Raw genomic sequence first — 26,253 nt, forward strand, 5'->3', positions numbered from 1 at the left:
TCTTTTTATAGTTACTTTGCATCATCCGTAGAAGGTAAATCCGGCAGTTGTTGAATGTAGCTGTTTGACATATTTAGAAGCCGCTGAACGGCGTCAAATTGTTCTTTTGTCGAACCGCCCTCTGTTTCAGAGCCATCGATTAGATTAAAGTTGTCTCCATCGTCGTAATCGACACCAGTTAAATACATGCTTGTGTCATTAATGAAAGAGCCGGTAGGCAAAAAGTGTCTGACAGGCAGCATGTTGGTCTGTTGGTTCATCAGGTCTTCTCCGAAGTGGAGCTGGTCTTTCATTGAAATCCCTAACAGGTTAGCTACAGTTGGCATAATGTCGATTTGGCCGCCAGTTTGGCTGTACACGGCAGGTTCACCTACACCAGGGGCATGAACGATGAAAGGAACATTGAACATATCGGTATAACCATATTCGTGGCCGACCATTTCTTCCATTAACGATTTCTCGTTGCCATCAAGGGAATATAGCGATACACCCTGATGGTCACCGTAAAAGACAATGACGCTATCATCCCATAGACCACTGGACTTTAATTGATCCAGGAATTGTCCCATTGCATAATCTGCGTAATTTTGAGCTAGAATATAGTTGCCAACTAGGGTGCCTTCATACCGTTTAGGCAGTGTCATTTTATTTTTTAACTCTGGCATTTTATAAGGGTGATGAGCACTCATAGAAATGACCATCGCGTAAAAAGGATCATCTTTAGCATCCATTTTGACTAATTCTGGAACAGTCTTGGCATAGAGTACCTCATCTGAAGCACCGAATGCGATATGATCATCATCCCCATAGAACGCTTGATCATAATACTTATCAAAGTCTAGAACTTTGTATAGGGTTTTGCGGTTCCAGAATTCTACGCTATTGGTGTGAAAGGTTGCTGTGTTATATCCATTAGCTTTCATTAACTTAGGCAGGCTCGGAAGCGCCTTATCCATATAATTGGATGAAGTGGCTACTTCGTGGTGAGGAACGTACAACGAAGTATTCACTACAAATTCAGCATCCGAAGTTGTTCCTTGCCCGGCATTAGTATAGAAGTTATTGAAATAATGTTCGCTTTTCAAAAGCTTATTTAGATTGGGTGTTACTTCCTGCCCGTCAATGCTCAGGCCCAGCAAAAAGTTCTGAAAAGATTCCATTTGTACCACGATTAGATTCTTACCTTGAGCTGCCGCCCAGTACTTCGGTGAGACAGGTTCTGTAATCCCTTTGGTCTCGTTAATGGATGGTTGCGTGATTTCTTTGCTGTCGATTATTTCTTCTGTTTCCCTTGTATCGGCAAAAATAGTATAGACCTCGTAATTAAGAATCCCCATACTCTCCGCTTTTTTGTTCTCGTTCATACTGGCATGATTTGGCCAAACATTAAAGACACAGACCGCCAAAGAAACACTGATGATTCCAAACAAAGCAGTCCGGTTCATGCGGCGGTTCATACCTCTTTCTTTCCAGATCGCAATATATTTCGGACGGAACATAAAAAACATGAAAACTACAATATCCACAAAAATGAACAAGTAGTAAGGGTCCAGCAATGAGTATGTGCTTTCTCCCACCTTAGTTACTTTATCTGCTTGTTCTAAGGCATGATAAGTAGCAATTACACCGTAATATTTGTAATACATTAGCACGGCAAAATATATGACTGAAATCAATAGGTTGGCTATCATGTAATACAGAAACTTTCGTTTGGAAGCCATCCATTCTATGAGTCCAAATACGATAAAGAAAAATGGGATCTCTGTCAGCAGCATGCTCCAGTTAGGACCGTCGCTAAAAACTACGAACCAGGCCACTGCGCATTTTAGCAGCAGGACGAAGCTAAAGATTAGGAAGGGTTTATTTTTTATATCAAAATCTTTTTTCACTCGTTATCATCCTCTCTGATGCAATTACACCAAGGTCCTGCATATACCTGTATTTCATGGAAATCCGTTGCAATATGCCGAAGCTTATTATGCTCTCGAAGTTAACAAGTGTCAAAAGGTGGACGGGAGCCCTAGAGCGAAGCAACAGGCGATTTATGCCGCATAAGCAGGTAAAATCAACGCCAATCCCAAACTACAGGGTCCTATGCGTATAAAATGATTTTAATAATTTCCAGTATCCCGCAACTTTGTATAATATTCCTCAGTCTAAATATAGAGGAGTGATTAGAGAGGCGGGAATCAGATGACTAAGCGGCAGTTTGTAACGGTGGTAACGATTTGTTTTTTTGTACTCTTAAACTCTGGATGTAATCAAGGGGAGAACTCCATAGGTGTGGAACCTGCTGCCTCTATAGCTTCAACGTCTGTACCACAGGTAACGTCGACATCTGCTCAAGTAACTATGATTCCCGAAGACTTTTTGCAAACACTGGATTATAAAGTTCAGAGCCATCCGGAGGTATTTGCAGTTGAGGTACCGCAGAACTGGGAGGTTAAGCTGGGGGAGTATCCAGTGGGACTTTACTGGCAATTAGCGAATGAGTTTTCTAAAGATGCAGGATTGGATTTGACACTGCTGAAGGGGACCACGGTAGAGGTGCAGCGGTATTCCTTAGTCGATGGTTTACCTGGTTCTGGCGAACAAAAAGAATTTTCTTATCCCTCCAACCTCGTTTTGCTTGTGCAATCAGGGAATACCGTTGGTGCGTGGCTGGAATTTAATATTCAAAGTATCGGCCCGTCTATTAAGAAGCGTAGCTTGACTGACATTACAGGACTTACATTTGAGGAGTGGACGGAGAGAGAAGGTTTGTTTGCTGAGGAAGGTGAGAATGGTGACTTAGCCTCATTAGGCCATTTCGAACTTCTGGATGCTTTCTTTCAGGCTATTCAGGATGGTAATCATACCCGTGCCCGCGCATGTTTGAATCCTAATGCCTTACTCACTGCATTGACGGTTAACCGTCAAACGCATCAACTCTATAACCCGGATTTTGGTGGTGAAAATGCTCTCAGTGAAAGTATTGTTGAGGCTAAGCCTACCTCTTATAAAGTGATGGATTATGATACTGGCTCAGAAATTAAAGACATCGGTGACCGCACAACGTTAAATATTGTGGTCGATCTGTATATGAAATCACTAAATCCCGTCTTCAATACCCCAGATGGCCGGGAGACTCGCTTCGCAGTGTTGACCAAACACGCTAACGGCTGGAAGATTGGAGGTTTTGGAACGGGACCGTGAGTTGTTGCGTTATCTATTTTTTAATAAAAGGAGTGATCTCAAGTGTTTAAACAAAGTTTGATGTCAAAAGTGCAGGTAAGTCGGATTTGTAGAGTTGTTGTCGGGACTGTTCTTTGCCTGACTATGGTCTCACCTTTAGTGGCAGCAGCAGATAATGTGAATTCACTTGAAGAAAAGAAATTATTGTCTGGCATCACCCAACTGGACGCTGGTGACAGAAGTGCGTATGCCGTCACTGCGGATGGAACAGCCTGGGCGTGGGGTGGTGGGTATGGCTCTATTGGTAATGGGGCGACCACACCAGCGTATACTCCCGTCAAAATGCATATCGATCATGTAAAGCAAATCTCAGGTGGTTATCGCCATAACTTGATGTTGAAGGACGATGGTACAGTGTGGGCGGTAGGGGGGAACGAGCATGGACAACTTGGCATTGGAACACAGTCTTCTAAGATTCTTGTAGAGCCTGTTCAAGTGCAAGGGCTAACAGATGTGAAAGCTGTTTCTGCGGGGGGCACCTTTAGCTTAGCTCTTCTTAAAGATGGAACGGTCTGGGCGTGGGGAGGCAATGAACAAGGAGAACTCGGTGACGATTCGCGGAAAAACAAGCTAACCCCGGTGCAGGTGAAGGGACTACCCACCGTCCTGTCTATAGCAGCGGGATCGAATAATTCAGTGGCTCTTGGTAACGGCGGAGAGGTATGGGTGTGGGGATCACAGCAACCGCTGGGAACTCAGAAGGGCGTAATCTTAAAGCCTACGCTTATTAAAGGAAGCGGAGAATATAGAGCGGTTGATATGGATGGAGCCTATGGACTTTATGGGGCGGCATTGAGATGGGATGGCACAGTATGGATTTGGAATAATTACATAGATCCATATCTGGGAGAAGCTCTAAAGCCTGTTCAGGTTCCAGGACTTACAGACGTCATTTCGCTGACAACAGATTCCGCAGTGAAGGCGAATGGGACCGTGTGGCAGTGGACGGTTGGCGATAAGAACAAGATTAATGTTACACAGTCTAAAGGCATCCAGAATGCAGTTTCCGTTTCTAAAGGGAGCAGAAATCATTATGTACTCTTAAAAGATGGTCATGTCCTTGCCTGGGGGGCAAATGAATTTGGACAGACGGGTCTGGGGGTCAGAGAGATCGAGGTGAGTACGCCTCAGCTGGTGAAAAAATCTATTCAAGTGTTGTTGAATGGGAATGAAATGGAACTGACTATGCCGCCGTTACTAATCAATAATTCGACATATGTTCCTTTAAGAGGAGTCTTCGAGCAGATGGGAGTTAATGTTCGTTGGGATGTTCCATCGAGAGCTGTGGTTGCTGTGAAGGGATCTACAACGCTGATCTTGAATTCGGTAACTGGACAAACGACTGTTAATGGAAAGATTATCGCAACAGATCAAAAACCGGTCTTCATTAATGATAGCGTTTATGTACCCCTCAGATTGATAAGTGAAATGTTGGGGGCGCAGGTAGAATGGGATGCAGGTGCTTATGCCGTTCGAATAAATTCCAATAAAAAAGTTGACTATATATTAGAAGCTTTAGGCTGAACTCTCCTTCAGGGGAGCTCAGCTTTTTTGCGTGGAAGGCAGAAGATTTAGGGGGATATGCAATGACCGTAAACAAAGCGTACGCGATTTTGAAGAATGTGTGCGGGAATCTTTTCGAGGATTCTTTATACGGATGATGATGAATATTGGAAAAATGGGACAACTTATAATTATCCCAATGATCGTTCAATTATGGGCGCGAAACGGATGGGCATAGCAACAACGATTAATATTGGGACAAAAACGGGTAAGAGTATATATTACGGCCTCTTTGTATTTGCTGCAGTGCTGTTGATTGGAATGTGTGGAAACCGAACTTCTTTAGGCGGAGTTGAAAGGGTGGTGAGATTTTTCATTGATTTTAAAATAAATCGTATGAAGTATAACCCTCTTGTGATAGAATAATCTAGTTGCCCTAGTTTCTGAAAATCCACTCTGTTCCAGCAAAACACTTGATCTATACACGTGGATAATCGAGGAAATATGAGCATTTAAGAGTATTAACAAGATTTCTTAGAGATTTTACACAAAACACATCATTTTTTGTCGGTTTTTATTGATTTATTCAAAAATATTATGTATAATCAGCCTTGTTGATTTTGCAAATGGAATTTTAGGAGGTTTTTATTTTGGGAAAAGCGTTAATTATTGGCGCTGGCGGCGTAGCAAGTGTTGTTGTTCATAAATGCTGCCAGAACCCGGATGTATTTGAAGAGATCTGCATTGCTAGCAGAACTGTCGCGAAATGTGACGCTCTGAAAGATAAATTAGCCGGAGGCCGCACGAAGATTTCTACTGCTCAGCTCGATGCAGATAACACGGACGAAGTCATTGAACTGATCAAGAGCTTTGAGCCGGATGTCGTTATTAATGTCGCTCTCCCATATCAGGACCTGACGATCATGGATGCGTGCCTGGCAACAGGAGTGCACTATGTGGATACTGCCAATTATGAACCACAAGATACAGCGAAATTCGAATATTCCTGGCAGTGGGCTTACAAAGAAAGATTTGAGAAAGCTGGCCTTACCGCTTTGCTCGGCAGTGGATTTGACCCAGGTGTAACTGGCGTATTCACGGCTTATGCGCAAAAGCACTATTTTGACGAGATCCATACCATTGATATTGTAGACGCCAACGCTGGCGATCATGGATATCCATTCGCTACAAACTTTAATCCTGAAATCAATATTCGTGAAATTACAGCTAATGGCCGTTATTTCGAGAATGGCGAGTGGATTGAAACTGCACCACTTTCTGAGAAGAAAGTTTACGATCTTCCGGAAATTGGACCTAAAGATATTTATCTTTTGTACCATGAAGAGCTGGAATCCTTGGCTGTTAACATCAAGGGCGTGAAAAAGATCCGTTTCTGGATGACTTTCTCACAGAACTACCTGACTCACTTGAAAGTGCTTGAGAATGTGGGTATGACTTCTATCGAGCCTATCATGTACGAAGGTAAAGAGATCGTTCCTTTGCAATTCTTGAAGGCAATGCTGCCTGACCCAGCTTCCCTGGGACCAAGAACAAAAGGTAAAACTAACATTGGATGTATCATCCAAGGTACTAAAGACGGTAAGCCAAAAACTTATTATGTATACAACGTTTGCGATCATGAAGAATGTTATGCAGAGGTTGGCTCCCAAGCCATTTCCTATACTACAGGCGTTCCTGCAATGATCGGAGCAATGTTAATTATAAAAGGAATCTGGAAGAAACCAGGCGTGTACAACGTAGAAGAGTTCGATCCAGATCCATTCATGGAAGCTTTGAATAAACATGGTCTGCCTTGGCAAGAAGATTTCTCGCCAACGCTGCTAGACTAAGGCGCGATTGATGGATATTGATATCAGCGTTGTCCCGTCACCATGTTACCTTGTAGATGAAAGATTGCTTACCCGCAATCTTGAGATTATGAATTCTGTACAAGAACGTACAGGAGCTAAGATTTTGCTCGCGCAAAAAGGCTTCTCTATGCACTCCTTGTATCCGCTAGTTGGCAAGTACTTGCATGGCGTAACTTCCAGCTCCTTATTCGAAGCCAGACTTGGCTATGAAAAAATGGGCAAAGAGGTTCATGTCTACGCACCAGCTTATGTGGACAGTGAATTCGATGAGCTTCTTGAATACTCCGATCACATTGTGTTCAATTCTTTTGACCAGTGGAATCGATTCAAGGATCGTGTGAAAAATGCACCGAAGCACATCAGCTGCGGCATTCGAGTGAATCCGGAGTATTCCGAGATCGAAGTTCCGCTGTATGATCCATGCTACAATTATTCCAGAATGGGAGTAACTCTCCCTAACTTTAGACCTGAAGAGCTTGAGGGGATTGATGGATTACACTTCCATACCATGTGCGAACAAAATTCTGACACACTGGAGCGTACGCTCAAGGTAGTCGAAGAGAAGTTCGGACCTTATCTCAAAGGGATGAAATGGCTTAATTTTGGTGGCGGTCATCATATTACACGTCCCGATTATGATCTGGAGACCCTTGTCCGCTGCATTTTGCATATGAAAGAGACTTACGGTGTGGAAATCTATCTGGAGCCAGGTGAGGCCGTTGCGCTTAATACTGGATATTTGGTAGCTACCGTTCTGGATGTTATGCATAACGGTATGGACATTGCGATTCTTGATACTTCGGCTGAATGCCACATGCCAGATGTACTGGCTATGCCATACCGTCCGAACATTATCGATGCTGGACAACCTGGGGAATATCCTTATACGTACAGATTAGGTGGAATGACTTGCCTAGCCGGAGATGTTATTGGAGATTATTCCTTCAAGGAGCCTTTGAAATACGGCGATAGACTCGTATTCCTAGATATGGCGCATTATTCTATGGTGAAGAACCATATGTTTAACGGCGTGAATCTGCCAGCTATCGTCAGCTACAATGACGAAGAGGGAATTAAAGTAATCAAACAGTTCGCTTTCGAAGATTTCAGCGGACGTTTATCTTAATAGAATGATCTAAAAAGGTGTCCCTTCAGGGACACCTTTTTTGCTATGGTTCCAGTCCTTTGAATGCGCGATTACATCTAGAAAAAGAGAAGTGATGCTAAGGACCGTATAGCAGCTATTGGTATTTATTAGCTTATTTAGCTAAGGTTATGGACAGTATGGCTCTTATTGGCCGGATAGTGACTGTTTTTAGGGCGCATTTGGTAGAATAGCTGCAACTGAGTCCGATTGTATGCTGATACAGCCGATTTTTCGGAAATAGAGTCTCCTCGGTCCGATTCATGTTCGTGGGGATGGGGAGAAGATAGATATCGAACCGTTTTTTCATAGGGATCCTTCTCTTGTTATTGGGTCTAGCTTACAGTTGTATGCTTGTATTACTGGAAAAGTTTCTTCATAATTAGCCGCTCACAAGTAAGGTCTCATGTGATACAATAATTTAGTCTGTTTTTAAAATAGTTATTGAAGGGTCCGTATCTGAGGAGGAAGTCAGCATCAATGAAACATGCACCGTTTATTGCAGTGGAAGGCCCGATCGGGGCTGGAAAAACAACATTAGCTTCGATGCTTGCAGAGGAATTAAAATTACCGATTATTAAGGAGATTGTTGATGAAAATCCGTTTCTGGCTAAATTTTATCAGAACATGGATGACTGGAGCTTTCAACTGGAGATGTTTTTTCTCTGTAATCGGTACAAGCAGCTTGAAGATACAGTAACTCAATACATAGATAAAGGTAAACCGGTGATCTCGGATTATCATATTTATAAGAACCTTATCTTTGGGGAACGAACGCTGAAGGGAACGAAACGAGAAAAGTATCGACAAATCTATCATGTGCTGACGGATGACCTGCCGAAGCCAAATATTATTCTCTATATAAAAGCGGATCTCGATACCTTGTTAAAAAGAATTGCCAAACGCGGACGCCCTTTTGAGGGGGGGATGGATACTGCGTATTTGCAGCAATTGATAGAAGATTATGATGATGCGATGGCCTCTCTAGCGATTCAAGAGCCGTCTACCGTTATTATTACCATAGATGGAAATGCAGTCGATTTCGTGGAGAACCCAGAACACTTCGTCGAAATTGCCTCTCACCTAAAGGAGCTAATGAAATGAATCCATATAACATCCCAGATAACGCCATAATTACAGTGGCAGGAACCGTGGGGGTGGGGAAATCCACTTTAACAGGTGCTTTGGCTAAAAGGTTGAATTTTCAAACCTCGCTGGAGCAAGTTGATCATAATCCTTATCTTGAAAAATTCTATCATGATTTTGAGAGATGGAGTTTTCATCTACAGATCTATTTCCTAGCCGAACGTTTTAAAGAACAGAAGAAAATGTTCGAAATGGGCGGTGGTTTTGTTCAAGATCGCTCGATTTATGAGGACACTGGTATTTTTGCTAAAATGCATGCGGATCAAGGCACGATGTCTAAGATTGACTATGAAACCTATACAAGCTTGTATGAAGCTATGGTTATGACACCCTATTTCCCGCACCCTGATGTACTGATTTATATTGAAGGCAGTCTTCCTTCTATTTTAGCGCGAATTAATGAACGTGGCCGTGAAATGGAAATTCAAACGGACGTGTCCTACTGGGAACATATGCATGGCAGATATTCGAAATGGATCAATGAGTTTACAGCTTGCCCAGTGCTCCGACTGAACATTGATGATTATGACGTGAATGATTCGGCATCAATGGCGGATATTCTTACGAAGGTAGGCAACACCATTCGTAAGCCTGTTGATACAATATAATAGTTGATGATTAGCAGCTCCCGTGGTTTGGGGGTTGTTTTTTTATGTGCTCAAAAAAAGACCCAAATCTATGATTTGGGCCTAATAGGGAAGTGTCAGTTGTCCTAATCATAAAATACGAAAAGTAAATTAAAATGGTGTGGACATTGTAATGTGCTTAAGGGCCACCTCCTATTTTATTAGCCCTTTTTTATAAAAATAGGTTCCAGTCTAATAGAAACTAGTTATTGGTCCATGTCTAAAATTAATAAGATGCGTACACTGAACTATCTTTATAGGGAGGTGTACGCATTGAGTTGTCCAGACGATAAAAAGTGTCATAAGAAAAAAGTCGCCACTGTATTTCCTTCGAAAAGAAAAAGAAAAGAACATCGCCGAAAGGTTATTAAGAAGATTGTAAAAGTAACCTGTCCTCCACCAGAAGTGAATGTTACTACTCCGACAGTTGTTGGTGCTACAGGACCGCAAGGGCCGCAAGGAGCACAAGGACTCCAAGGAATACAAGGGGCCCAAGGCATTCCCGGAGCTCAAGGAGCACGAGGATTCCAAGGAGCTGAAGGACCTCAAGGACCTGCCGGCGGACCTCCGGGACCCCAAGGACCTCAAGGTGAACCCGGGCCAGCGGGAGCGATTGGTCCTCAGGGTGTAGCGGGCCCCGTTGGTCCTCAGGGTGCGCAAGGCGTTCCGGGTGCCCAAGGAGTTGTAGGTCCTCAGGGATCGCAAGGTTTACCGGGTCCTGCAGGAGCTATAGGACCACAAGGTTTTGTAGGAGCAACCGGAGCGCCGGGAGCGCCGGGAGCACCAGGAGCACCGGGAGCAACCGGAGCAACAGGAGCACCGGGAGCGCCGGGAGCGCCGGGAGCGCCGGGAGCGCCGGGAGTAGCTGGAGCAACAGGAGCACCGGGAGCGCCGGGAGTAGCTGGAGCAACAGGAGCACCGGGAGCGGCCGGAGCACCGGGAGCAGCAGGAGCACCGGGAGCAGCAGGAGCAACGGGAGCAACCGGGGCGCCGGGAGCAGCAGGAGCACCGGGGGCAGCAGGAGCCGCGGGAGCAACCGGAGCACCGGGAGCAGCAGGAGCAACGGGCGCAACCGGGGCAACAGGAGGCGTATTAGGTTTTGCTGATTTTTTTGCCCTAATGCCTCCTGATAATGCAGCAACTGTAGCACCGGGCACAGACGTAAGTTTTCCTCAAAACGGACCTACTAGCGGGACAACAATTGCACGAACAGGTCCTAGTTCTTTTAATTTAGCGGCAATAGGGACTTATCAGGTGTTGTTTCAGGTTAGTGTAACCGAAGCGGGACAACTCATCTTGACTCTTAATGGCGCAGATCTCGCTTATACCGTAGTTGGACGCGCAACAGGTACATCGCAAATCGTAGAAATGGCTATAGTGCAAACAACGGTCATTAACACCATCCTGACCGTTCGCAATCCTGCTGGTAACTCTACTGCACTTACTATTACTCCTCTCGCTGGAGGAACAAGATCTGTTTCAGCACATCTCGTTATTACACAATTAGCGTAATGAAAGCTCTGACCTAAAGATAATTTGGAAGTTTGCCACCTCTAATTAGGTGGCTTTTCTTATGAGTTTAATTAAAGGAAGGATGTACAAGCTACCTGCCCTTACTTGGCGTCTACTGGTATTTTTATTTGACTTCAAATCAGAGTTGACGCAAAATAAAAGGGAGATGATGTAAATTTGATTTTTTTAGGGAGAATTGTACATGAATAATAAATCAGGTCGTCAATCCTTCCGAGAGCGACTGGATCATATGATTGGAAAGCTTCGTACGGATATTCTGAGTGGAATTCTACAGCCAGGTGCTTATCTGCCAGCTGAGAGTACATTAGCGAAGCAATTTGAACTAAGTAATAAATCGGTTAGAAGAGGGCTGAATGTGCTTGTACAGGAAGGCCTAATTGTTAAAATTGATCGTGTAGGCAGTATGGTTATGGAATCTGTGCAGGAAAGAATCCGTATCCATTTTGGCTGCAGTGCGTCGCTGACCAAAGACTTTCTGTTGGATGATCTAATTGGCGAATTTCATCGGCTGCATCCCGGCATTCATATTCTTCCACTGGCCCTGAATGATTTTGATCATGTGAATTCTGCTGTGGAAATGATTAATAATGGAATGCTCGATGCCGTATCACTGAATAGTACACAGTTTCAGGAAATGGCCGAAAGTGGATCGGCGGAATTGTTGGAAACGCTTGATCCGGATCCCGAATTGTATCCAATTGCGACGGAAGCTTTTTATCATGGAGAACAATTGTATGCTTATCCGATTTCTTTCTCCCCCGTGGTGCTTTGCTACAATAAGGCACATTTTCGGGAAGCTGATCTGCCGGAACCGGATAGCTACTGGACCTGGGATGACTTGATTGATGCGGCTCGTCAGTTGGCTGAGAAACGTGGACGCCATGCCATTTATTTTGTGCCCGCTTCCGAGAACCGTTATTCTGTATTCCTGCTGCAGAGCGGGATTCAAACTGTGGCAGACGGAGCCGAGCATCGTACACTTAGCCCGGAGACGGCTAATAGTCTAAGTGTGTATAGTCGGTTGGTGAACAACCATCAGATTTTCCCGAAATATCTTGCCGGCAATCATGAAGATGAAACGATATCTTTGTTCGTTCAAGAACAGGTTTCGATGATTCTAACGACATTTTTTAATTTAAATGATTTCAAAGATTTAACGCTGGATTACGATCTCGCACCATTACCTAGGCTGAAAACAAAAGATCCCCAGAAGACGCTATTAGTGACGATCGGGGCAGCAGTGGTTGGGAATTCAAGACAAAAGGAAGCGGCTCGCCAATTCGTCAATTTCCTTGCTTCAGCAGAAGCTCAGAAAATCATCCGGGAGCGAACAGTTAGTATTCCGGCTCGAAAGCGGATTGCTGAGATGAGCATTACGGATCATTTGAATCGACCTTCGAGATATCTGATGTACAGAGAGCTATTTCCAACCTTTTCATATCTCAAGGATTTAGGGCTTCCCATAGCCGTTCTTAAAAGCTTTCGTAAATTGTTAAATGCTTATTGGTCAAAGATGATAGATGAGGCTACGCTTCATGAGGAACTAAGTGTATTGATATCTGAGCGGGATAGTACGGCCGAAAGGGATTCATAAGTGAATAAATGTTATGGCGTGATTATGGTACTACTATGCCATGATTACGCATTTTTTTAAATGTTTTTTGTAAGCGTTTTCTATTAAATTTGATGGATTTCTGCATTTTACGACAGGTACATGTCATATAAGATTACACATATTAGAGATATTTCTTATTATTATATTGACAGCATGCAGGCTGGAAAATATAATAAAATACATCAGATGTATATCAGATTAAATGCAAAAGAAGTCTGAAACTCTGATTTGTAAATCAAAAAGAAGTCAGTGTGCTTGTTTTTGTCTATTCTAAGTAGAAAAGGGGCCAATGAAAGGAGGATATACCCTATTAAAGGTTATTTACAGTAGGATTATTCATTTAAAAATTTTTTGATGTATCGTTGATTCCTTCTTCTTGATGTTAGTGAATATATCATAATGATTATCTTATTTTTAGTTATTAATAGGGGGTTGAATTATGAATGTTGCTAAAAGGAAGTTAGTTCTGCTGTTTCCTGTCCTCTTAGTACTGGTCATACTCGTATCTGCTTGCGGCAGTTCGAACAGTAATGCAGGCAATAGCGCAAACCCTACTGCGGATGCTCAGAAATCTACGCCAGCGCCCGCTAAGGAAGGCACAACAGTAGGGGGTCTGCAGCTCCCGATTGTTTCAGACAAATTGGATCTGTCTCTCTGGTCGCCTAGCGGTGGTAATTTCAGGGGAACTAATTTTAATGAGAAATTATCCTTTCAGCAAATGGAAGAGAACACAAACATTCATATCGACTTTCAACATAGTACGGAAGCCAGTGCGGAAGCCTTCAGTCTGTTAATGTCATCGGGGAAGTTGCCGGACATTATCTACAATGACTTGTGGGGCACGGATTCCGGAAAATATGGCACACAAGGCGCGCTTCTTCCACTCGAAGATCTGATTGAAAAGCATGCGCCAAACTTTAAAAAAATCCTCGACGACAACCCGGATATTCGGGGACAAATCACCTCGCCTGAAGGCCACATTTTTTACCTGCCTAATCTCGTTCTTGATTCACAAGATCTCACTCAAATGTTCCCGCAAGTGCGGAAAGACTGGATCGATAAGCTGGGTCTGTCTATGCCGGAAACCACAGACGATTGGTACAACATGCTTAAGGCGTTCAGGGAGCAGGATGCCAACGGAAATGGTGCTAAGGATGAAATCCCTCTTGTTACGGTCAATCTGGAGAATATCATGATGTTATTTGCTCCTGCATTTGGCGTTGATTACGGCTTCTTCGTTGAGGATGGGCAAGTAAAATATGGCCCAAATGATCCACGATTTAAGGATGTCGTAACTTACCTGCATCGTCTATACGATGAACAATTACTCGACCCGAACTATTTGGTAGATACCACATTCCAGACACTGACGGAGAAAGTGACCACGGATGTAGCTGGCGCCTGGTTTGGCTGGTCTGGCTCCTATATGGGGAACTTTACAACCCTGATGGAAGGGAAACATCCAACCTTCAAAATAGCACCCGCAATTCCTCCTAAAGGACCCAATGGTGATCAACGTCATGTCTCTTTCCGCTGGCAGGCAGCAGCACACGGTTTGGCCGTCTCCTCAAGAACTGAGCATCCTGAAGAAGTGATCAAATGGCTGGACTATCAATACTCAGAGGAAGGGATTCTGCTCAACAACTTTGGGGTTGAAGGCAAGTCCTACGATCTGGTGAACGGAGAGCCTATCTATAAAAAAGAAGTAACTCACCCCACTAATGGGTTGACGAATACACAAGAATTGTTGAACCATACCATCGGCGGCGGAAGCTGGGCTACGGTAGCCGATACCAGATATGCTCAACAAATCCGGGAAGCGAACGGACAGACGGAGAATCCATTAGAGCTTTATAGCGACTATATTGATTTTGATAGCAAATTGCCTCCAGTACAATTCACGACCGAAGAAAATGACGTTGTTGTTCCATTGATGGCTGATATCCAGACCTATGTTGCAGAAACGGCCAATGCCTTGATCATGGGGCGCCAAAAGATCGAAGACTACGACAAAGTAATTAAGCAGCTGGAGAAAATGGGGATTAACGATGTGCTGAAAGAATATCAGACGGCCTACGAGAGATTTAAAGGTAAATAACTAATAACTCAGCTTGTGAGAGGTTGTCGTGTCGAGCGGCTCTGAGTAATTTAGGTGACCGCTCGCCACAGGACAGCTATGACTAACGCCAGTGTCCGGGAGAGGAGAACTTTATGGCTGTACCTGTAAAAGTCGCCAAAGTTAAAAGCGGGAAACCTCTGGGCAAGATGAGCTCGATTTCCTGGAAACGAATAGCCTCTAATCGCTACCTGTACCTCATGCTGCTCCCTACCGTTTTGTATTTTCTGATCTTTGAATATAAGCCAATGTATGGTGCGATCATTGCTTTTAAGAATTTCAATCCTTATTTGGGAATCGCGGATAGCCCTTGGGTGGGTTTCAAGAATTTCGAGAAGTTTTTTGAAAGCTATTATTTTCTCAGACTACTTAAAAATACCTTCCTAATGAGTTTCTTCTCACTGATCTTCATTTTTCCTGCTTCGCTAGCTTTTGCTTTGCTGCTCAATGAGCTGCGCCTTAAGAAACTCAAGTCCTTTCTTCAGACCGTGTCTTATCTGCCGCATTTTATTTCACTGATCGTAATCTGCGGGATGATTATTGATTTCACTAAGCCTGGTGGGATTATTAACAGCCTGCTGCTAGGCATCGGCATCATTTCTGAACCTATTCAGTTCCTGATTTTGCCGGAATGGTTTCGGACGATTTATGTGGGTTCTGGCATGTGGCAGAGCCTCGGCTGGAATTCGATCATTTACTTAGCGGCATTATCCGGCATTAATCCGAGCTTGTATGAGGCTGCAGTTGTCGATGGGGCGGGACGCTGGAAACAGCTTATTCATATTACGCTGCCGGGAATTCTGCCAACGGTGCTAATTCTCTTAATTTTGAATGTGGGTACCTTGCTGAATGTGGGCTGGGACAAAATAATATTGCTTTACAATCCCGGAACGTACGTGACCGCGGATGTTATTTCGACATTTGTTTATAGACGAGGTGTAATGGAGGCGGATTATAGCTTTTCTGCGGCGGTTGGATTATTTAATTCCGTGATTAACTTTACATTATTAGTCATAGCGAATCGGATCAGCCGTAAAACAACCGAAAGTAGCCTATGGTAATAACCTGTATTCAAAGCGAGATATGCTGAAGCTGGATTAACGCAGTATAGCTTTAGGAGGGTAGACAATGGTTGTGAAACGCAGTCTTGGTGAAATCATATTTGACAGCTGCAATATGCTGTTTCTGATCTTGTGTTCATTTCTGTTTTTGTACCCGATGTGGTACGTGCTAGTCTCTTCATTCAGTGACGCGCATGCTATTGCTGCGGGGAAGGTAAGTTTCCTTCCGATTGGTTTCAATCTGGATGCTTACAAGCTGGTATTTGAGGATGAGCGGGTCTGGACAGCTTACGGCAATACTTTCTTTTATGTTCTTGTTGGAACACTGATTAATCTGGTATTAACGACACTTGGTGCTTATCCGCTGTCCAGAAAAAATCTGGAAGGCAGAAATATTATTATGGCGTTCATTGTGTTTACGATGTTTTTCAGTGGTGGACTAATTCCGGCGTATCTGAATGTTCGAGAGCTTGGGCTGTATGACACGAGATGGGCACTCCTGTTGCCGGGTGCGGTTAGTGCCTTCAATTTGATCGTGATGCGGACCTTTTTTCAGTCTATCCCAGATAGCCTGATCGAGTCTGCCAAAATAGACGGTGCCCATGATTTCAGAATCCTGCTGCGGATCGTGCTTCCGCTCTCAATGCCGGTTCTGGCTGTGATGACTCTCTTTTATGCGGTTGGCCACTGGAACAGCTGGTTCTCAGCCATGATTTATTTACAGGATAGAAATTTATTCCCGCTTCAGCTGATTTTGAGAGAGATTCTGATTCAATCCTCTGCTCAAAATATGCTTGCAGGCGTCACTCAGGATGAGGTATTTCGTATCAGTGAATCTATTAAATTCGCTACGATTATCATTGCTACCGTTCCGATTCTGATGATCTATCCATTTCTGCAAAAGTATTTCGTTAAAGGTGTCATGATCGGTGCTCTGAAAGAGTAACAGCCAGAGAGAAGATGCTGCTTGTGACAGTATCGTTTCTAAAGCAGCCGGGAGGAGAAAACGTATGAAGGCGGTAGTATCTCAAGAAGGACAGATTCGTATGACGGATGTTCGGACACCTGTTATAGAAGATGGATTTGTACTGGTGGAGACTGAATATTCGGCAATTAGCCCCGGAACGGAAATGATGATGAATGGCCTGCAGCGAACCCATCAGATTGTTCTTGGATACAGTGCGGCAGGTGTAATTCGAACGCGGGGAAAAGGAATGGAACATTGGCCCGAAGGACTTCGGGTAGCTTGCTACGGTGGACCCTATGCAAAACATGCGGAATGGCTGCTGATGCCTCAGCATCTGATGGTGCCTATTCCTGATCATATCAGTTCAGAGGAGGCATCGACTGTAGGGCTTGGAGCTATTGCAATACATGCATTAAGGCAGGTTCTCTTGCAGTTTGGGGAGACGCTTGTGTTGATCGGTGCCGGAATTCTTGGGCAGTTGATTGCGCAGATTGCCAGAGCCGCAGGATGCCGGGTGATCGTTTATGATCTGCTTGCGGAACGCTGCGAGGTGGCTGAGAGCCTAGGAATTAGGCATATCGCAACTAGCCCCGCGCAGGTGGAAGAGCATCTCGTTAACCTGACAGCGGATATGGGTGCTGATGCAGTCATCGTATGCGCGGGTGGAAAGACTGGAGAACTGATCGATCAAGCGCTGAAGTGGGTACGGGATCGCGGCAAGGTATTGCTAGTTGGCGATATTAAACCGGATTTCTCGCGTGAGCTGATGTTCGGCAAGGAAGCTCAAGTTCTAATTTCTAGGGCTGGCGGCCCTGGAAGATATGATCCTGTTTATGAGCAACAGGGGGTGGACTACCCTTACGGCTACGTTCGATGGACAGAAGGTCGTAATATGGCAGAATATATTCGGTTAATCTCCGAAGGGGACATTCAGGTGAAACCATTGATTAGTGCAGTGTTCCCGGTTGAGCGATGCGAAGAGGCCTTTCGGCGTTATGCCGAGGATCCAGTGGATTTGCTGGGAGCGGTGTTAGCTTATCCTGCGGCAGTTTCTATACCAGAAATAGTTGGCAAGGAACAACAACTGACGGAAAAAGGCGGGAGCCGATGAAGGCATTTCGGATCGGTGAGCCACTTCATGGTTTGGCGGTATGGGCTTCAGCTTACGGTTCATGGCAAGGAACAGAGTGGGTTTACGCGGTTTCTTCTGGAAGCCCCTGTATTTTATTTGTCCTGGACCCCAGCGGTGAGAAGACCACTGGACGATATGCGCTTGAAGGATCCGATCATTGCTGGGGCGTAGTGTCAACGGCAAGCGGGGTATACATCGGGGGAAGTGGCATCTTGTACAGATACACCCATGATAGGGGTGTGGAGAATCTTGGGGAGATGATTCCCGGCGAATTCTATACCTGGCGGCTGGCGGCAGATGAGCAAGGCAGGATCTATGGAGGTTGTTATCCTGGTGGCAAAGTATTTCAGTATGATCCAGTAACAGGAATCTTCAGGGATTACGGTGTTATGGTGAGCGGGGAGCAATATGCTCGCTCGATGGAGGTGTGGAACGGTAAGCTCTATGTGGGTGTGGGTACCCAGTCCCCACATATTGTTGTGCTGGATACAGAGACGGGGAGCCGCTCAGAAATTGGGCTGCCTGATGAATGCTGTGGTGAACAGCTGGTCTATGACTTAAATATCATTCATGGCAAGTTGTTTGCCCGAGTCACACCGTCTGCACGATTGTACATTTATGATCTGGAACAGCAGGAGTGGGGCGACGTTCTGGAGTGTGTAAGTGGACTAAGTGTTTCACCCCCGGATGAGCAAGGAAATGTGTACTTTATTAAAGATGACTATTTACAGCGATTTGATCTTCAGACAGGGAGTTTATTTGTTACCTCGTTAGCTATGTCGGAGCCTGCGGGAGATTATGGTTGGCTCCATAATCATCCGCTAAATTCCAAGGGCCGATGTTTAATCGGTGTGTATAGGGATGGAAGCTGCTGGATCTACGACCCGGATACTGATCAACATAGGGTTATGGATTTCGGGCTACAGGGTCAGCCGGTTCATCTGCAATCCATGACCCGCGGCCCTGACGATGCGTTATATATTGGAGGTTATTTTGCAGGCGGGTTAGCCAGATTTGATACGTCTAGTGCTGAGTTAATCTCTTATCGGGGGATTGGGCAGACAGAAGGCATGCTTGCTGGGGACGACTGTCTTTATTTAGGAGTATACCCTAGGGCAAATATTTACAAATATGATCTGAGTCGAGAATGGAAGCCGGGTGACAATCCAGAGCTATTGTTCTCCCTTCAGGAAGAAGAGCAGGATCGTCCTTTTGCGTGGACTTGGGCGGGCGATCAATTGGCAATCGGAACGGTTCCTGCCTACGGTCGACATGGAGGTGCACTTACTTTCTATCATCCTGCGAGCGGTGCGCGAGAAGTGTTCAAAAATCTTTTGCCGCTGCAGAGTATAGTGTCCTTAACTAGCCGGGATCAGCTGCTGTTCGCTGGAGGGTCCGTATGGGGTGGGCTTGGAATTGCGCCGCAGCGAGAGGATGCATCTTTGTTGATCTGGGATTTGCAGCATCGTTGCAAGGTATGGGAAGGGGTTCCAGTGCAAGGGGAACGGGCAATATCTGCTTTGGTACTAGATGATGAAGGTAATCTGTGGGGCTTGACGGCGGGACTTCTGTTTCGGTTCGATCCACAGCTGAAGTGTACCGTGCAGACCTACTCTTTATTTTCGATGGATTGGACGGTTGTGACTCATTTTTGGCGTAGTGGCAATGAACTGCTATACAAGGATGGCATGTTATATGGCGTGTCGATGAATCGATTGTTCAAGTTTGATGTGAAGCGGGAAGAGCTTGAAGTACTGGATGATGAGGCAAGATTGCTGACGATGGATCGTAAGGGTGACCTGTATTTTGCAAGAACAACGGTATTGTATCGCATGCAATAGAAGAGGCAGCACTATCCTTGGAGAAGGGTGGAGAGAGTTTGAAAATTCTATATTTTTATAAGTTCTGTGTTCTGGGCGGAGTAACGACTCAACTTGCCAATCGACTTAAGTTTTTGCGGCATCACTCGGAAGTGCACTTTGCCTTTCTGGAGGATTATGGCGGGGCGAGCGCTTTTGAAGGATATGAGCATGTCCGTATTCTCGGGACTGTAGAAGAAATTAAGAGTTATATTGCAGCCTATAATTTCGACGTCATTATTTCTATCGATACTTATGAACTTTACGAAGCACTTGGGCCTGTTGAAGAAGGCAAGGTTATTATTCATGAAGTGCATACCACCTATTCTGAACCCTTGCAGAAGTTGGCTCATTCTAAAGATAGCTTGCCCTTTCACTATGTGATCACTCCATCCGCTTATATGAAGGGTTATTTGCACAGCATTGGCATAGTGGGTGCTTTTCATATTAATAATTGCCTGGATACAGATTTGTTCCAGTATGAAGCGGATACGGAGCAGAGGCCTGCCACTATTTTGTGGGTTGGCAAACTGGATGATCATAAGAACTGGTCGTCCTATTTGAACATAGCGGGTAAGCTGAATGCCAGGATGCCAGAGCTGCAATTTATGCTTGTTGGGGGATACACTGCTCCCGATGAGATCAAAAATCAGCTTATGGTTAAGGTGGAGCAGCAAGGGATCAAACATTTTAAGTGGATTTCTAAAGTAGATTACGATGAGATGCATAGCTACTATTCCTCTGTTGCACAGAGTGGTGGAATATATGTGAGTACCACAATCAATGAATCCTTTGGAATGACCGTACTGGAGGCGATGGCTTGTAGGTGTCCGGTGGTGGTTCCGAGTGTCGGAGCGCTTCCGGAATTATTGGATGGACCGCTGAACGTTTCCTTGTATGAGTCAGGTAATGAAGCAGAATGTGTGGACAGATTAATTACATTGTTGGAGCGGAATACCTTGAGGGAAGATTTGAAGTCATTGGGAGAACAGAAAGCAAGAACTACTTACAGCATCGAACAAGTGGGAAGAGAATATATGGAACTCCTAGAGCGTTGTAAAGAAGAACGTTTAATTTCGAACAAGTGTTGATATGAAAGAACTGCAGATTGGTATGGTAGGAATGGACACCTCACATAGCAGAATCTTTGCTGCGCTGCTGAATGATAAATCACACCCTTTGCATGTTCCGGGCGGTAGACTGCAGTGCGGTTATCCAGGTGGATCTCCAGATTTTGAGTTGAGTTATTCACGTGTGAAAATGATTAGCAGTGAGTTACAGATGAGTTATGGTGTTGAACTGCTCCATTCTATCGTGGAGGTTGCAGAAAACTCTGATGCTATCTTGTTGACCTCTGTAGATGGGAGAGTGCACAAGGAACAGTTTGCAATACTGGCTCCTTACGGAAAGCCAATATTCGTGGATAAGCCGTTTGCTGTTACCTCTGAAGAAGCAAAAGCAATGGTGCGATTGGCGGAGAAATATGGAACCCCATTTTTCTCCAGCTCCATGGTTCGATTTGGGAAACCACTAACAGCACTTTTGAAGGATAATACCGCAGGCGCTATTCTAGGTGCAGATTGCAGTGGGCCGCTCGAACTGCAGCCGACACAGCCGGGGTTGTTCTGGTACGGCATACACACTGTCGAGATGCTCTATGCAGCACTGGGGGAAGGCTGCCTATCGGTACGGGCGATCCGTCACGATAGGCAGGAATGGGTGGTCGGACAGTGGAAAGACGGGCGGATTGGGACGGTTCGAGGTAACCGTACGGGTGGATCTGATTTCTATACCGTACTGCACCGTCAACGTGGCAGTGGTGGAGTAAATGCGCTTGGAGTGCATTATAACGCAGGGCATCAGCAACTGCTGAAGCGCTTTATAGCTATGGCACGAGGGGGAAAACCGCCGATACAACCTTCTCTAACGCTGGAGCTGATACGCTTCCTTGAAGCGGCTAACGAAAGCAGGGTAAGTGGAGCTACCGTTCTTTTATAAAGGAAAGTACAGCCTGAAAGGAGTGAAGAGAAGTGATCAGGACAGCAGTAATCGGATGCGGGGGCATGGGGAGTATCCATGCAGATCGTTACAAGTCTATGCCCGAAGCAGAGCTTGTCGCCGTATGTGATATCGATGAGAAGGCTGCGGAGGTACTCGGGAATTTAGTGGGAGTTCGCTATTATATATCCGCCGTGGAAATGCTTGAACAAGTGAAACCGGAGGTGGTCAGTATTGCTGTGCCTACCTTCATGCATGTTCCACTGGTTCGGCTAGCGGCTGATCATGGCGTACATGTGATCTGTGAGAAACCACTTGCATTAACTTCGCAGGAAGCGGAGGAAGCTATCCGTTATTGTGAGGAGCGTGGCGTGAGATTATTTGTAGGCCATGTTGTCCGCTTTTTCCGGTCCTACAGACAGCTCGCAGAGGGAATAAAGCAGCTCGGCAGCGCTCAAGGCGGGATATATCATGCTAAACGTGCGGGTTCGTATCCCGGAAACGTGAAAGCATGGTTTCGAGACCCGCAGCTTAGTGGCGGCGTCATTATGGATTTAATGATTCATGATATTGATTACATCCGTGGAGCCTTCGGAGAAGCGCTGGAGGTGTATGCCTTCCAGCATCAGTCGGAAGCCATAAATTATGCCTCAGCTACCTTTCGCTTTAAGAAGGGTACTCTTGCTCAGCTTGAAGCATTTTGGGGTTACCCCGGATCGTTTCATGCTTCCTTTGAGTATGCCGATGCAGAGGGAATTATCTCAGGGGCAACTAATGATGACGAAAGCTTTCATATCCGCAGATCGGTGGAAAGCAGCTCCGCTTCGGGAGCTGTGGAGACCCCTTCGAGCGTGCTGCTTAAGGACCCATATTATGAGGAACTGGAGCATTTTCTCGCCTGTTTGAGAAGTGGGGAAGAGCCTATAGTTACTGCGCAGGATGCACTGGAGGCTGTGCGCTGGGCAGCAGCTGCTCAGAAATCGGGAGCAACAGGACAGCCAGTGAGGCTTGATGGAATGGAGGGGATTTAATGAGCCAGCTGAATATTGGGATGATTAGTTTCGCGCATGCTCATGCTTTTGATTATTTGGAGAATCTGCTGCGTTTCTCAGAAGTGATAGTCGGTGGAATTGCCGATGAGGTGCCTGCGCGAACGCGGGCCTTAGCGGAGAAACATTCCATTCCCTATTATGCCAATTATAAGGAGCTTCTGGCTGATCCGAAGATTGATGCCGTAATTATTTGCTCGGAAAATGTGTTTCACGCCAAGCTAACAATAGATTCAGCTCGGGCAGGCAAACATGTGCTGTGCGAGAAGCCGCTAGGTCTTTCAGTGGAAGAAATGCAGCAAATGATATCGGTCTGCGCCGAGGAAAAAGTCCAATTAATGACAGCCTTTCCTTGTCGTTTCTTGACCTCGGTTGTGCGGGCTAAGGAAGCGCTAGATCGTGGGGATATTGGAGAAATTATCGCGTTCAAGGGAACGAACCGGGGTTCCTTTCCGGGGCCCAAATGGTTCGCTGACGAAGCTCTCTCAGGAGGTGGCGCTGTTCTGGATCATACTGTGCATGTGATGGATCTGATGAACTGGTTCGCTAATTCTCCGGTAGATCAGGTTTATGCCTATGCGGATACGCTGTTTGATCCAGAACTCAAGCGGACAATTGATGATTCTGGCATGGTTCATGTCATTTTTGAGAATGGTGTATTCGGAGTGCTGGATCCGAGCTGGTCACGTAATCCAGGCTTCCCGACATGGGGGGATGTGACGCTTGAAATCATTGGCACTAAAGGTGTTATTTCTATTGATGCATTTAATCAGAAAAATAATATATATGGAAGAGCATCTGGCAAAGGAAATTGGTCCTTCTGGGGGGACGATATGAACGAGCTGATGCTAAAGGCTTTTGTCCAGGCGCTTTTGGAAGAGACGGAGGTGCCAGTTTCAGGAGTAGACGGACTCCGATCCACGGAGGTCGCGCTTACCGCATATCAGTCTGTGCATGCTGGTCACCCGGTACGGTTAAGTAAATGAGGTAAGTTGTGTACACACAATCTTGAGGAGGGTGGGACCGCTTATGAAGGATCAAGAATTGTTCGACAGCATGTGCGAAACGCTCTATTCTGCGGTAATCTCTGATACATTGGATCAATTGGGTTATCGAAATCAGGTGATGCGTGAAAATATCAATCCGATAGATCCGACCTGGATCATCGCCGGACGAGCAAAAACCATTCTGTCTGTGGATATTCATCACCTGCCGGATGATCCGTACACTAAGGAGATTGAGGCAGTGGACAGCGTCAAACCCGGAGAAATTGTCATCGGCTGCACAAATGAATCACGGCAGAATGGACTGTGGGGAGAGCTGCTGTCCACCGCTTCCAAAATGAGAGGCGGCCGCGGAGCGATTGTGGATGGATTAATCCGCGATACTGCCAAAATTCTAGAGCTCGGCTTTCCTGTTTTCGCTACCGGGACTAAACCCGTTGATTCTCAGGGACGTGGAATTGTCATCGATTATGATATTCCGGTGCTGTGCGGGGGTGTGATGGTTCATCCCGGAGATGTTATCTTTGGTGATCGTGACGGGATCGTTGTAATCCCGGGAGCTATCATCGATGAAGTATTTCAGCTGGCAATGGATAAAGTGACTCGGGAGAATCACACTCGGGATGAATTGCTGGAAGGATATACGTTGCGGCAGGTCTACGATAAATACGGGGTGCTCTAAGCTGAGCCAGAGGAGTGATGAACATGAGGCTGGCTGGCAAAAAAGCACTGGTCACAGGTGCAGCAAGAGGGATAGGACTGGGGATCGCTCACCGATTTCTGGAAGAAGGCGCTCAAGTGGTGCTGTTAGATCGAAATGAGGCGGAGCTCCTCACTGCGCTGGAAACCTTGAAGGTGTATGGTGAAAAAGCCGACATGGAAATATGTGATCTGCGTGACGTGTCACAGTTAGAGCAAGCCGTTTCCCGCGCTTTTGCAAGATTCGGAGGGATAGATATTGTAGTGAACAATGCGGGCATCGCCTTCCGCGAACATTTTCTCGATATTTCTGCTGAGCACTGGAACGCGGTTTTTGATATTAATGTAAAGGCGGTTTTCTTCATTGGCCAGCTAGCAGCAAGACAAATGATTTCCCAAGGTGGCGGTGGGGTCATTATTAATATGAGCTCCAAAAATGGTCTGGCGGCAAGCTCCGAGCTTGCGCATTACAATGCTTCCAAAGCTGCCGTTATTTTGCTCACTGAATCTATGGCCGTGGAGCTGGCACCTTATGGTATCCGGGTAAACGCAGTTGCACCGGGATTCGTGGATACTCCACTTGACCGTAAATTAAGGGAGGTTTCGAAGCTCCCGGCGTATTCGGAGCATACGCCCATGCGGCGGGCGGCAACCATTCAGGAAGCCGCTAATGTATTTCTATTTCTAGCATCTGACGAAGCTTCTTATGTTACAGGAGAGACGATTCGGGTGGATGGTGGACATCTGGCTAATGGCAGTGAACTGTAAAAATAAGAAGGAGTGAAGGTTTTGAAAATTACAGAAATTCAGGCAGAATTGATGATTGATGCTCAGGCTGAGCTAGGGGAAGGACCACATTGGGACGCTGAATCCAATCAGTTGTACTGGGTGGATATTATGGGCAGGAAGCTTAGAATATACGACCAGATTACAAAAAGTGAAGAAGTGCGCTCTTTTGATCTTATGATTAGCGCGGTTATTCCAACCGCTGAGGGTGAACTTCTTCTGGCAATGGAGGATGGAGTCTATCTCGCTCAAACTGACGGATCCCCGGTTCTGCTGACTTCGATAGAAGCTGATCTTCCGCGCAATAGAACGAATGATGCCAAATGTGACCGACATGGCCGGCTGTGGCTGGGAACGATGAGCATGGATAATGAGCCAAAAGCTGGAGGATTATATGTCCTTGAGCCTGGTGGTACCTGTCGCCAAGTGTTATCTGGCATCGGGATTTCGAATGGGCTGGCTTGGGATTATGCACGAAGCAGAATGTATTACATTGATACGCCTACGGGACAGGTGGATGTATTTGATTACGATGAAGATTCTGGAAATATAGACAATCGTAAAATAGCGTTTCGGATTCCTGCCACGGAAGGAAGTCCAGACGGAATGACGATAGATGGCGAAGGAATGCTTTGGGTTGCTCATTGGGGCGGCGGTTGTGTCTCCCGTTGGAACCCGGATACGGGTGAGCAGATTGGACGGATCCGAGTTCCGGCGCCTTTGGTTACCTCCTGCACCTTTGGCGGCAGTGATCTAACAGAACTTTACATTACGACTGCGAAGACAGGGATGAACGAAGAAGAGCTGCGTCGATATCCGCATGCAGGCGGATTATTTATGGCTAAGCCTGGTGTAAGTGGTTTGCTGCCTAGCAACTATCGGGCTAAGGAGTAATAGAGGAGGAAGCTCA

21 protein-coding genes are annotated in these 26,253 nt (G+C 45.6%); 20 read left to right on the top strand and 1 reads right to left on the bottom strand.

From position 1 onward, the window contains the following. Positions 1-11: 11 nt before the first annotated feature. Positions 12-1,889, bottom strand: a complete 1,878-nt coding sequence (locus MHI25_RS10450) for an LTA synthase family protein (RefSeq protein ID WP_076191263.1) — start codon at positions 1,887-1,889, stop codon at positions 12-14. 304 nt (positions 1,890-2,193) lie between these two features. Between MHI25_RS10450 and MHI25_RS10455 the strand changes: the two genes are divergently transcribed. The 20 genes from MHI25_RS10455 (at position 2,194) to MHI25_RS10550 (ending at position 26,237) form a co-directional block, all read left to right on the top strand. Next, positions 2,194-3,195, top strand: coding sequence for a DUF4830 domain-containing protein (locus MHI25_RS10455; protein ID WP_076191265.1), 1,002 nt, complete (start codon positions 2,194-2,196; stop codon positions 3,193-3,195). A gap of 42 nt (positions 3,196-3,237) precedes the next feature. Then, positions 3,238-4,758 (top strand): stalk domain-containing protein, encoded by a 1,521-nt coding sequence (locus MHI25_RS10460; protein WP_340395371.1) that lies wholly within the window; start codon positions 3,238-3,240, stop codon positions 4,756-4,758. 629 nt (positions 4,759-5,387) lie between these two features. Beyond that, positions 5,388-6,587: a saccharopine dehydrogenase family protein gene (locus MHI25_RS10465; RefSeq protein WP_036679313.1), complete on the top strand. Its 1,200-nt coding sequence runs from the start codon at positions 5,388-5,390 to the stop codon at positions 6,585-6,587. A gap of 10 nt (positions 6,588-6,597) precedes the next feature. Beyond that, a complete protein-coding gene (gene nspC, locus MHI25_RS10470) occupies positions 6,598-7,734 on the top strand; it encodes a carboxynorspermidine decarboxylase (protein WP_076125019.1) in 1,137 nt (378 codons plus the stop codon). Between the two features lie 498 nt (positions 7,735-8,232). Continuing rightward, positions 8,233-8,856, top strand: a complete 624-nt coding sequence (locus MHI25_RS10475; protein WP_076125021.1) for a deoxynucleoside kinase — start codon at positions 8,233-8,235, stop codon at positions 8,854-8,856. Beyond that, complete coding sequence (locus tag MHI25_RS10480) at positions 8,853-9,506, top strand: deoxynucleoside kinase (RefSeq protein WP_340395372.1); 654 nt, start codon at positions 8,853-8,855, stop codon at positions 9,504-9,506. Before MHI25_RS10475 ends, MHI25_RS10480 begins: the two co-directional genes overlap by 4 nt. Positions 9,507-9,788: 282 nt before the next feature. After that, complete coding sequence (locus MHI25_RS10485) at positions 9,789-11,036, top strand: collagen-like protein (protein ID WP_340395674.1); 1,248 nt, start codon at positions 9,789-9,791, stop codon at positions 11,034-11,036. A gap of 202 nt (positions 11,037-11,238) precedes the next feature. Next, entirely contained in the window at positions 11,239-12,651 is a 1,413-nt protein-coding gene (locus tag MHI25_RS10490; protein ID WP_340395373.1) for an extracellular solute-binding protein, read from the top strand. A 460-nt stretch (positions 12,652-13,111) separates the two neighbouring features. After that, positions 13,112-14,770, top strand: coding sequence for an extracellular solute-binding protein (locus MHI25_RS10495; RefSeq protein WP_076301260.1), 1,659 nt, complete (start codon positions 13,112-13,114; stop codon positions 14,768-14,770). A gap of 113 nt (positions 14,771-14,883) precedes the next feature. Next, on the top strand, positions 14,884-15,849 hold the full coding sequence (locus MHI25_RS10500) for an ABC transporter permease subunit (protein WP_081383132.1): 966 nt from the start codon (positions 14,884-14,886) through the stop codon (positions 15,847-15,849). Between the two features lie 67 nt (positions 15,850-15,916). Further along, positions 15,917-16,795 carry a carbohydrate ABC transporter permease gene (locus MHI25_RS10505; RefSeq protein WP_076301259.1) on the top strand — a complete coding sequence of 293 codons (879 nt, stop codon included), beginning with the start codon at positions 15,917-15,919 and terminating at the stop codon, positions 16,793-16,795. 64 nt (positions 16,796-16,859) lie between these two features. Further along, a complete protein-coding gene (locus MHI25_RS10510) occupies positions 16,860-17,927 on the top strand; it encodes a zinc-binding alcohol dehydrogenase (RefSeq protein ID WP_076301258.1) in 1,068 nt (355 codons plus the stop codon). Further along, the gene (locus tag MHI25_RS10515; protein WP_340395374.1) at positions 17,924-19,789 is read left to right on the top strand and encodes a WD40 repeat domain-containing protein; all 1,866 of its coding nucleotides are present in this window, start codon (positions 17,924-17,926) and stop codon (positions 19,787-19,789) included. Before MHI25_RS10510 ends, MHI25_RS10515 begins: the two co-directional genes overlap by 4 nt. Before the next feature lie 38 nt (positions 19,790-19,827). Next, a complete protein-coding gene (locus MHI25_RS10520; protein ID WP_340395375.1) occupies positions 19,828-20,898 on the top strand; it encodes a glycosyltransferase family 4 protein in 1,071 nt (356 codons plus the stop codon). A gap of 1 nt (position 20,899) precedes the next feature. Further along, positions 20,900-21,805 (top strand): Gfo/Idh/MocA family oxidoreductase, encoded by a 906-nt coding sequence (locus tag MHI25_RS10525; RefSeq protein ID WP_340395376.1) that lies wholly within the window; start codon positions 20,900-20,902, stop codon positions 21,803-21,805. A gap of 32 nt (positions 21,806-21,837) precedes the next feature. Next, on the top strand, positions 21,838-22,836 hold the full coding sequence (locus MHI25_RS10530) for a Gfo/Idh/MocA family oxidoreductase (protein ID WP_340395377.1): 999 nt from the start codon (positions 21,838-21,840) through the stop codon (positions 22,834-22,836). Then, entirely contained in the window at positions 22,836-23,840 is a 1,005-nt protein-coding gene (locus MHI25_RS10535) for a Gfo/Idh/MocA family oxidoreductase (protein WP_340395378.1), read from the top strand. The genes MHI25_RS10530 and MHI25_RS10535 overlap by 1 nt, the downstream gene beginning before the upstream one ends. A gap of 43 nt (positions 23,841-23,883) precedes the next feature. Continuing rightward, complete coding sequence (locus MHI25_RS10540; RefSeq protein ID WP_076301253.1) at positions 23,884-24,540, top strand: RraA family protein; 657 nt, start codon at positions 23,884-23,886, stop codon at positions 24,538-24,540. Positions 24,541-24,563: 23 nt separating this feature from the next. Next, positions 24,564-25,325, top strand: coding sequence for an SDR family oxidoreductase (locus MHI25_RS10545; protein ID WP_340395379.1), 762 nt, complete (start codon positions 24,564-24,566; stop codon positions 25,323-25,325). Positions 25,326-25,346: 21 nt separating this feature from the next. Beyond that, positions 25,347-26,237, top strand: a complete 891-nt coding sequence (locus MHI25_RS10550; RefSeq protein WP_340395380.1) for an SMP-30/gluconolactonase/LRE family protein — start codon at positions 25,347-25,349, stop codon at positions 26,235-26,237. Positions 26,238-26,253 lie beyond the last annotated feature (16 nt).

Source organism: Paenibacillus sp. FSL E2-0177 (assembly GCF_037992975.1).
GTDB lineage: Bacteria > Bacillota > Bacilli > Paenibacillales > Paenibacillaceae > Paenibacillus_AQ > Paenibacillus_AQ odorifer.

Excerpts from the sequence above, each read along its gene's own strand:
- MHI25_RS10500 (WP_081383132.1), top strand. The coding sequence starts at position 14,884 with ATGGCTGTACCTGTAAAAGTCGCCAAAGTTAAAAGCGGGAAACCTCTG.
- MHI25_RS10515 (WP_340395374.1), top strand. The coding sequence starts at position 17,924 with ATGAAGGCATTTCGGATCGGTGAGCCACTTCATGGTTTGGCGGTATGG.
- MHI25_RS10455 (WP_076191265.1), top strand. The coding sequence starts at position 2,194 with ATGACTAAGCGGCAGTTTGTAACGGTGGTAACGATTTGTTTTTTTGTA.
- nspC (WP_076125019.1), top strand. The coding sequence starts at position 6,598 with ATGGATATTGATATCAGCGTTGTCCCGTCACCATGTTACCTTGTAGAT.
- MHI25_RS10480 (WP_340395372.1), top strand. The coding sequence starts at position 8,853 with ATGAATCCATATAACATCCCAGATAACGCCATAATTACAGTGGCAGGA.
- MHI25_RS10535 (WP_340395378.1), top strand. The coding sequence starts at position 22,836 with ATGAGCCAGCTGAATATTGGGATGATTAGTTTCGCGCATGCTCATGCT.
- MHI25_RS10545 (WP_340395379.1), top strand. The coding sequence starts at position 24,564 with ATGAGGCTGGCTGGCAAAAAAGCACTGGTCACAGGTGCAGCAAGAGGG.
- MHI25_RS10510 (WP_076301258.1), top strand. The coding sequence starts at position 16,860 with ATGAAGGCGGTAGTATCTCAAGAAGGACAGATTCGTATGACGGATGTT.
- MHI25_RS10540 (WP_076301253.1), top strand. The coding sequence starts at position 23,884 with ATGAAGGATCAAGAATTGTTCGACAGCATGTGCGAAACGCTCTATTCT.
- MHI25_RS10495 (WP_076301260.1), top strand. The coding sequence starts at position 13,112 with ATGAATGTTGCTAAAAGGAAGTTAGTTCTGCTGTTTCCTGTCCTCTTA.
- MHI25_RS10490 (WP_340395373.1), top strand. The coding sequence starts at position 11,239 with ATGAATAATAAATCAGGTCGTCAATCCTTCCGAGAGCGACTGGATCAT.
- MHI25_RS10505 (WP_076301259.1), top strand. The coding sequence starts at position 15,917 with ATGGTTGTGAAACGCAGTCTTGGTGAAATCATATTTGACAGCTGCAAT.
- MHI25_RS10475 (WP_076125021.1), top strand. The coding sequence starts at position 8,233 with ATGAAACATGCACCGTTTATTGCAGTGGAAGGCCCGATCGGGGCTGGA.
- MHI25_RS10525 (WP_340395376.1), top strand. The coding sequence starts at position 20,900 with ATGAAAGAACTGCAGATTGGTATGGTAGGAATGGACACCTCACATAGC.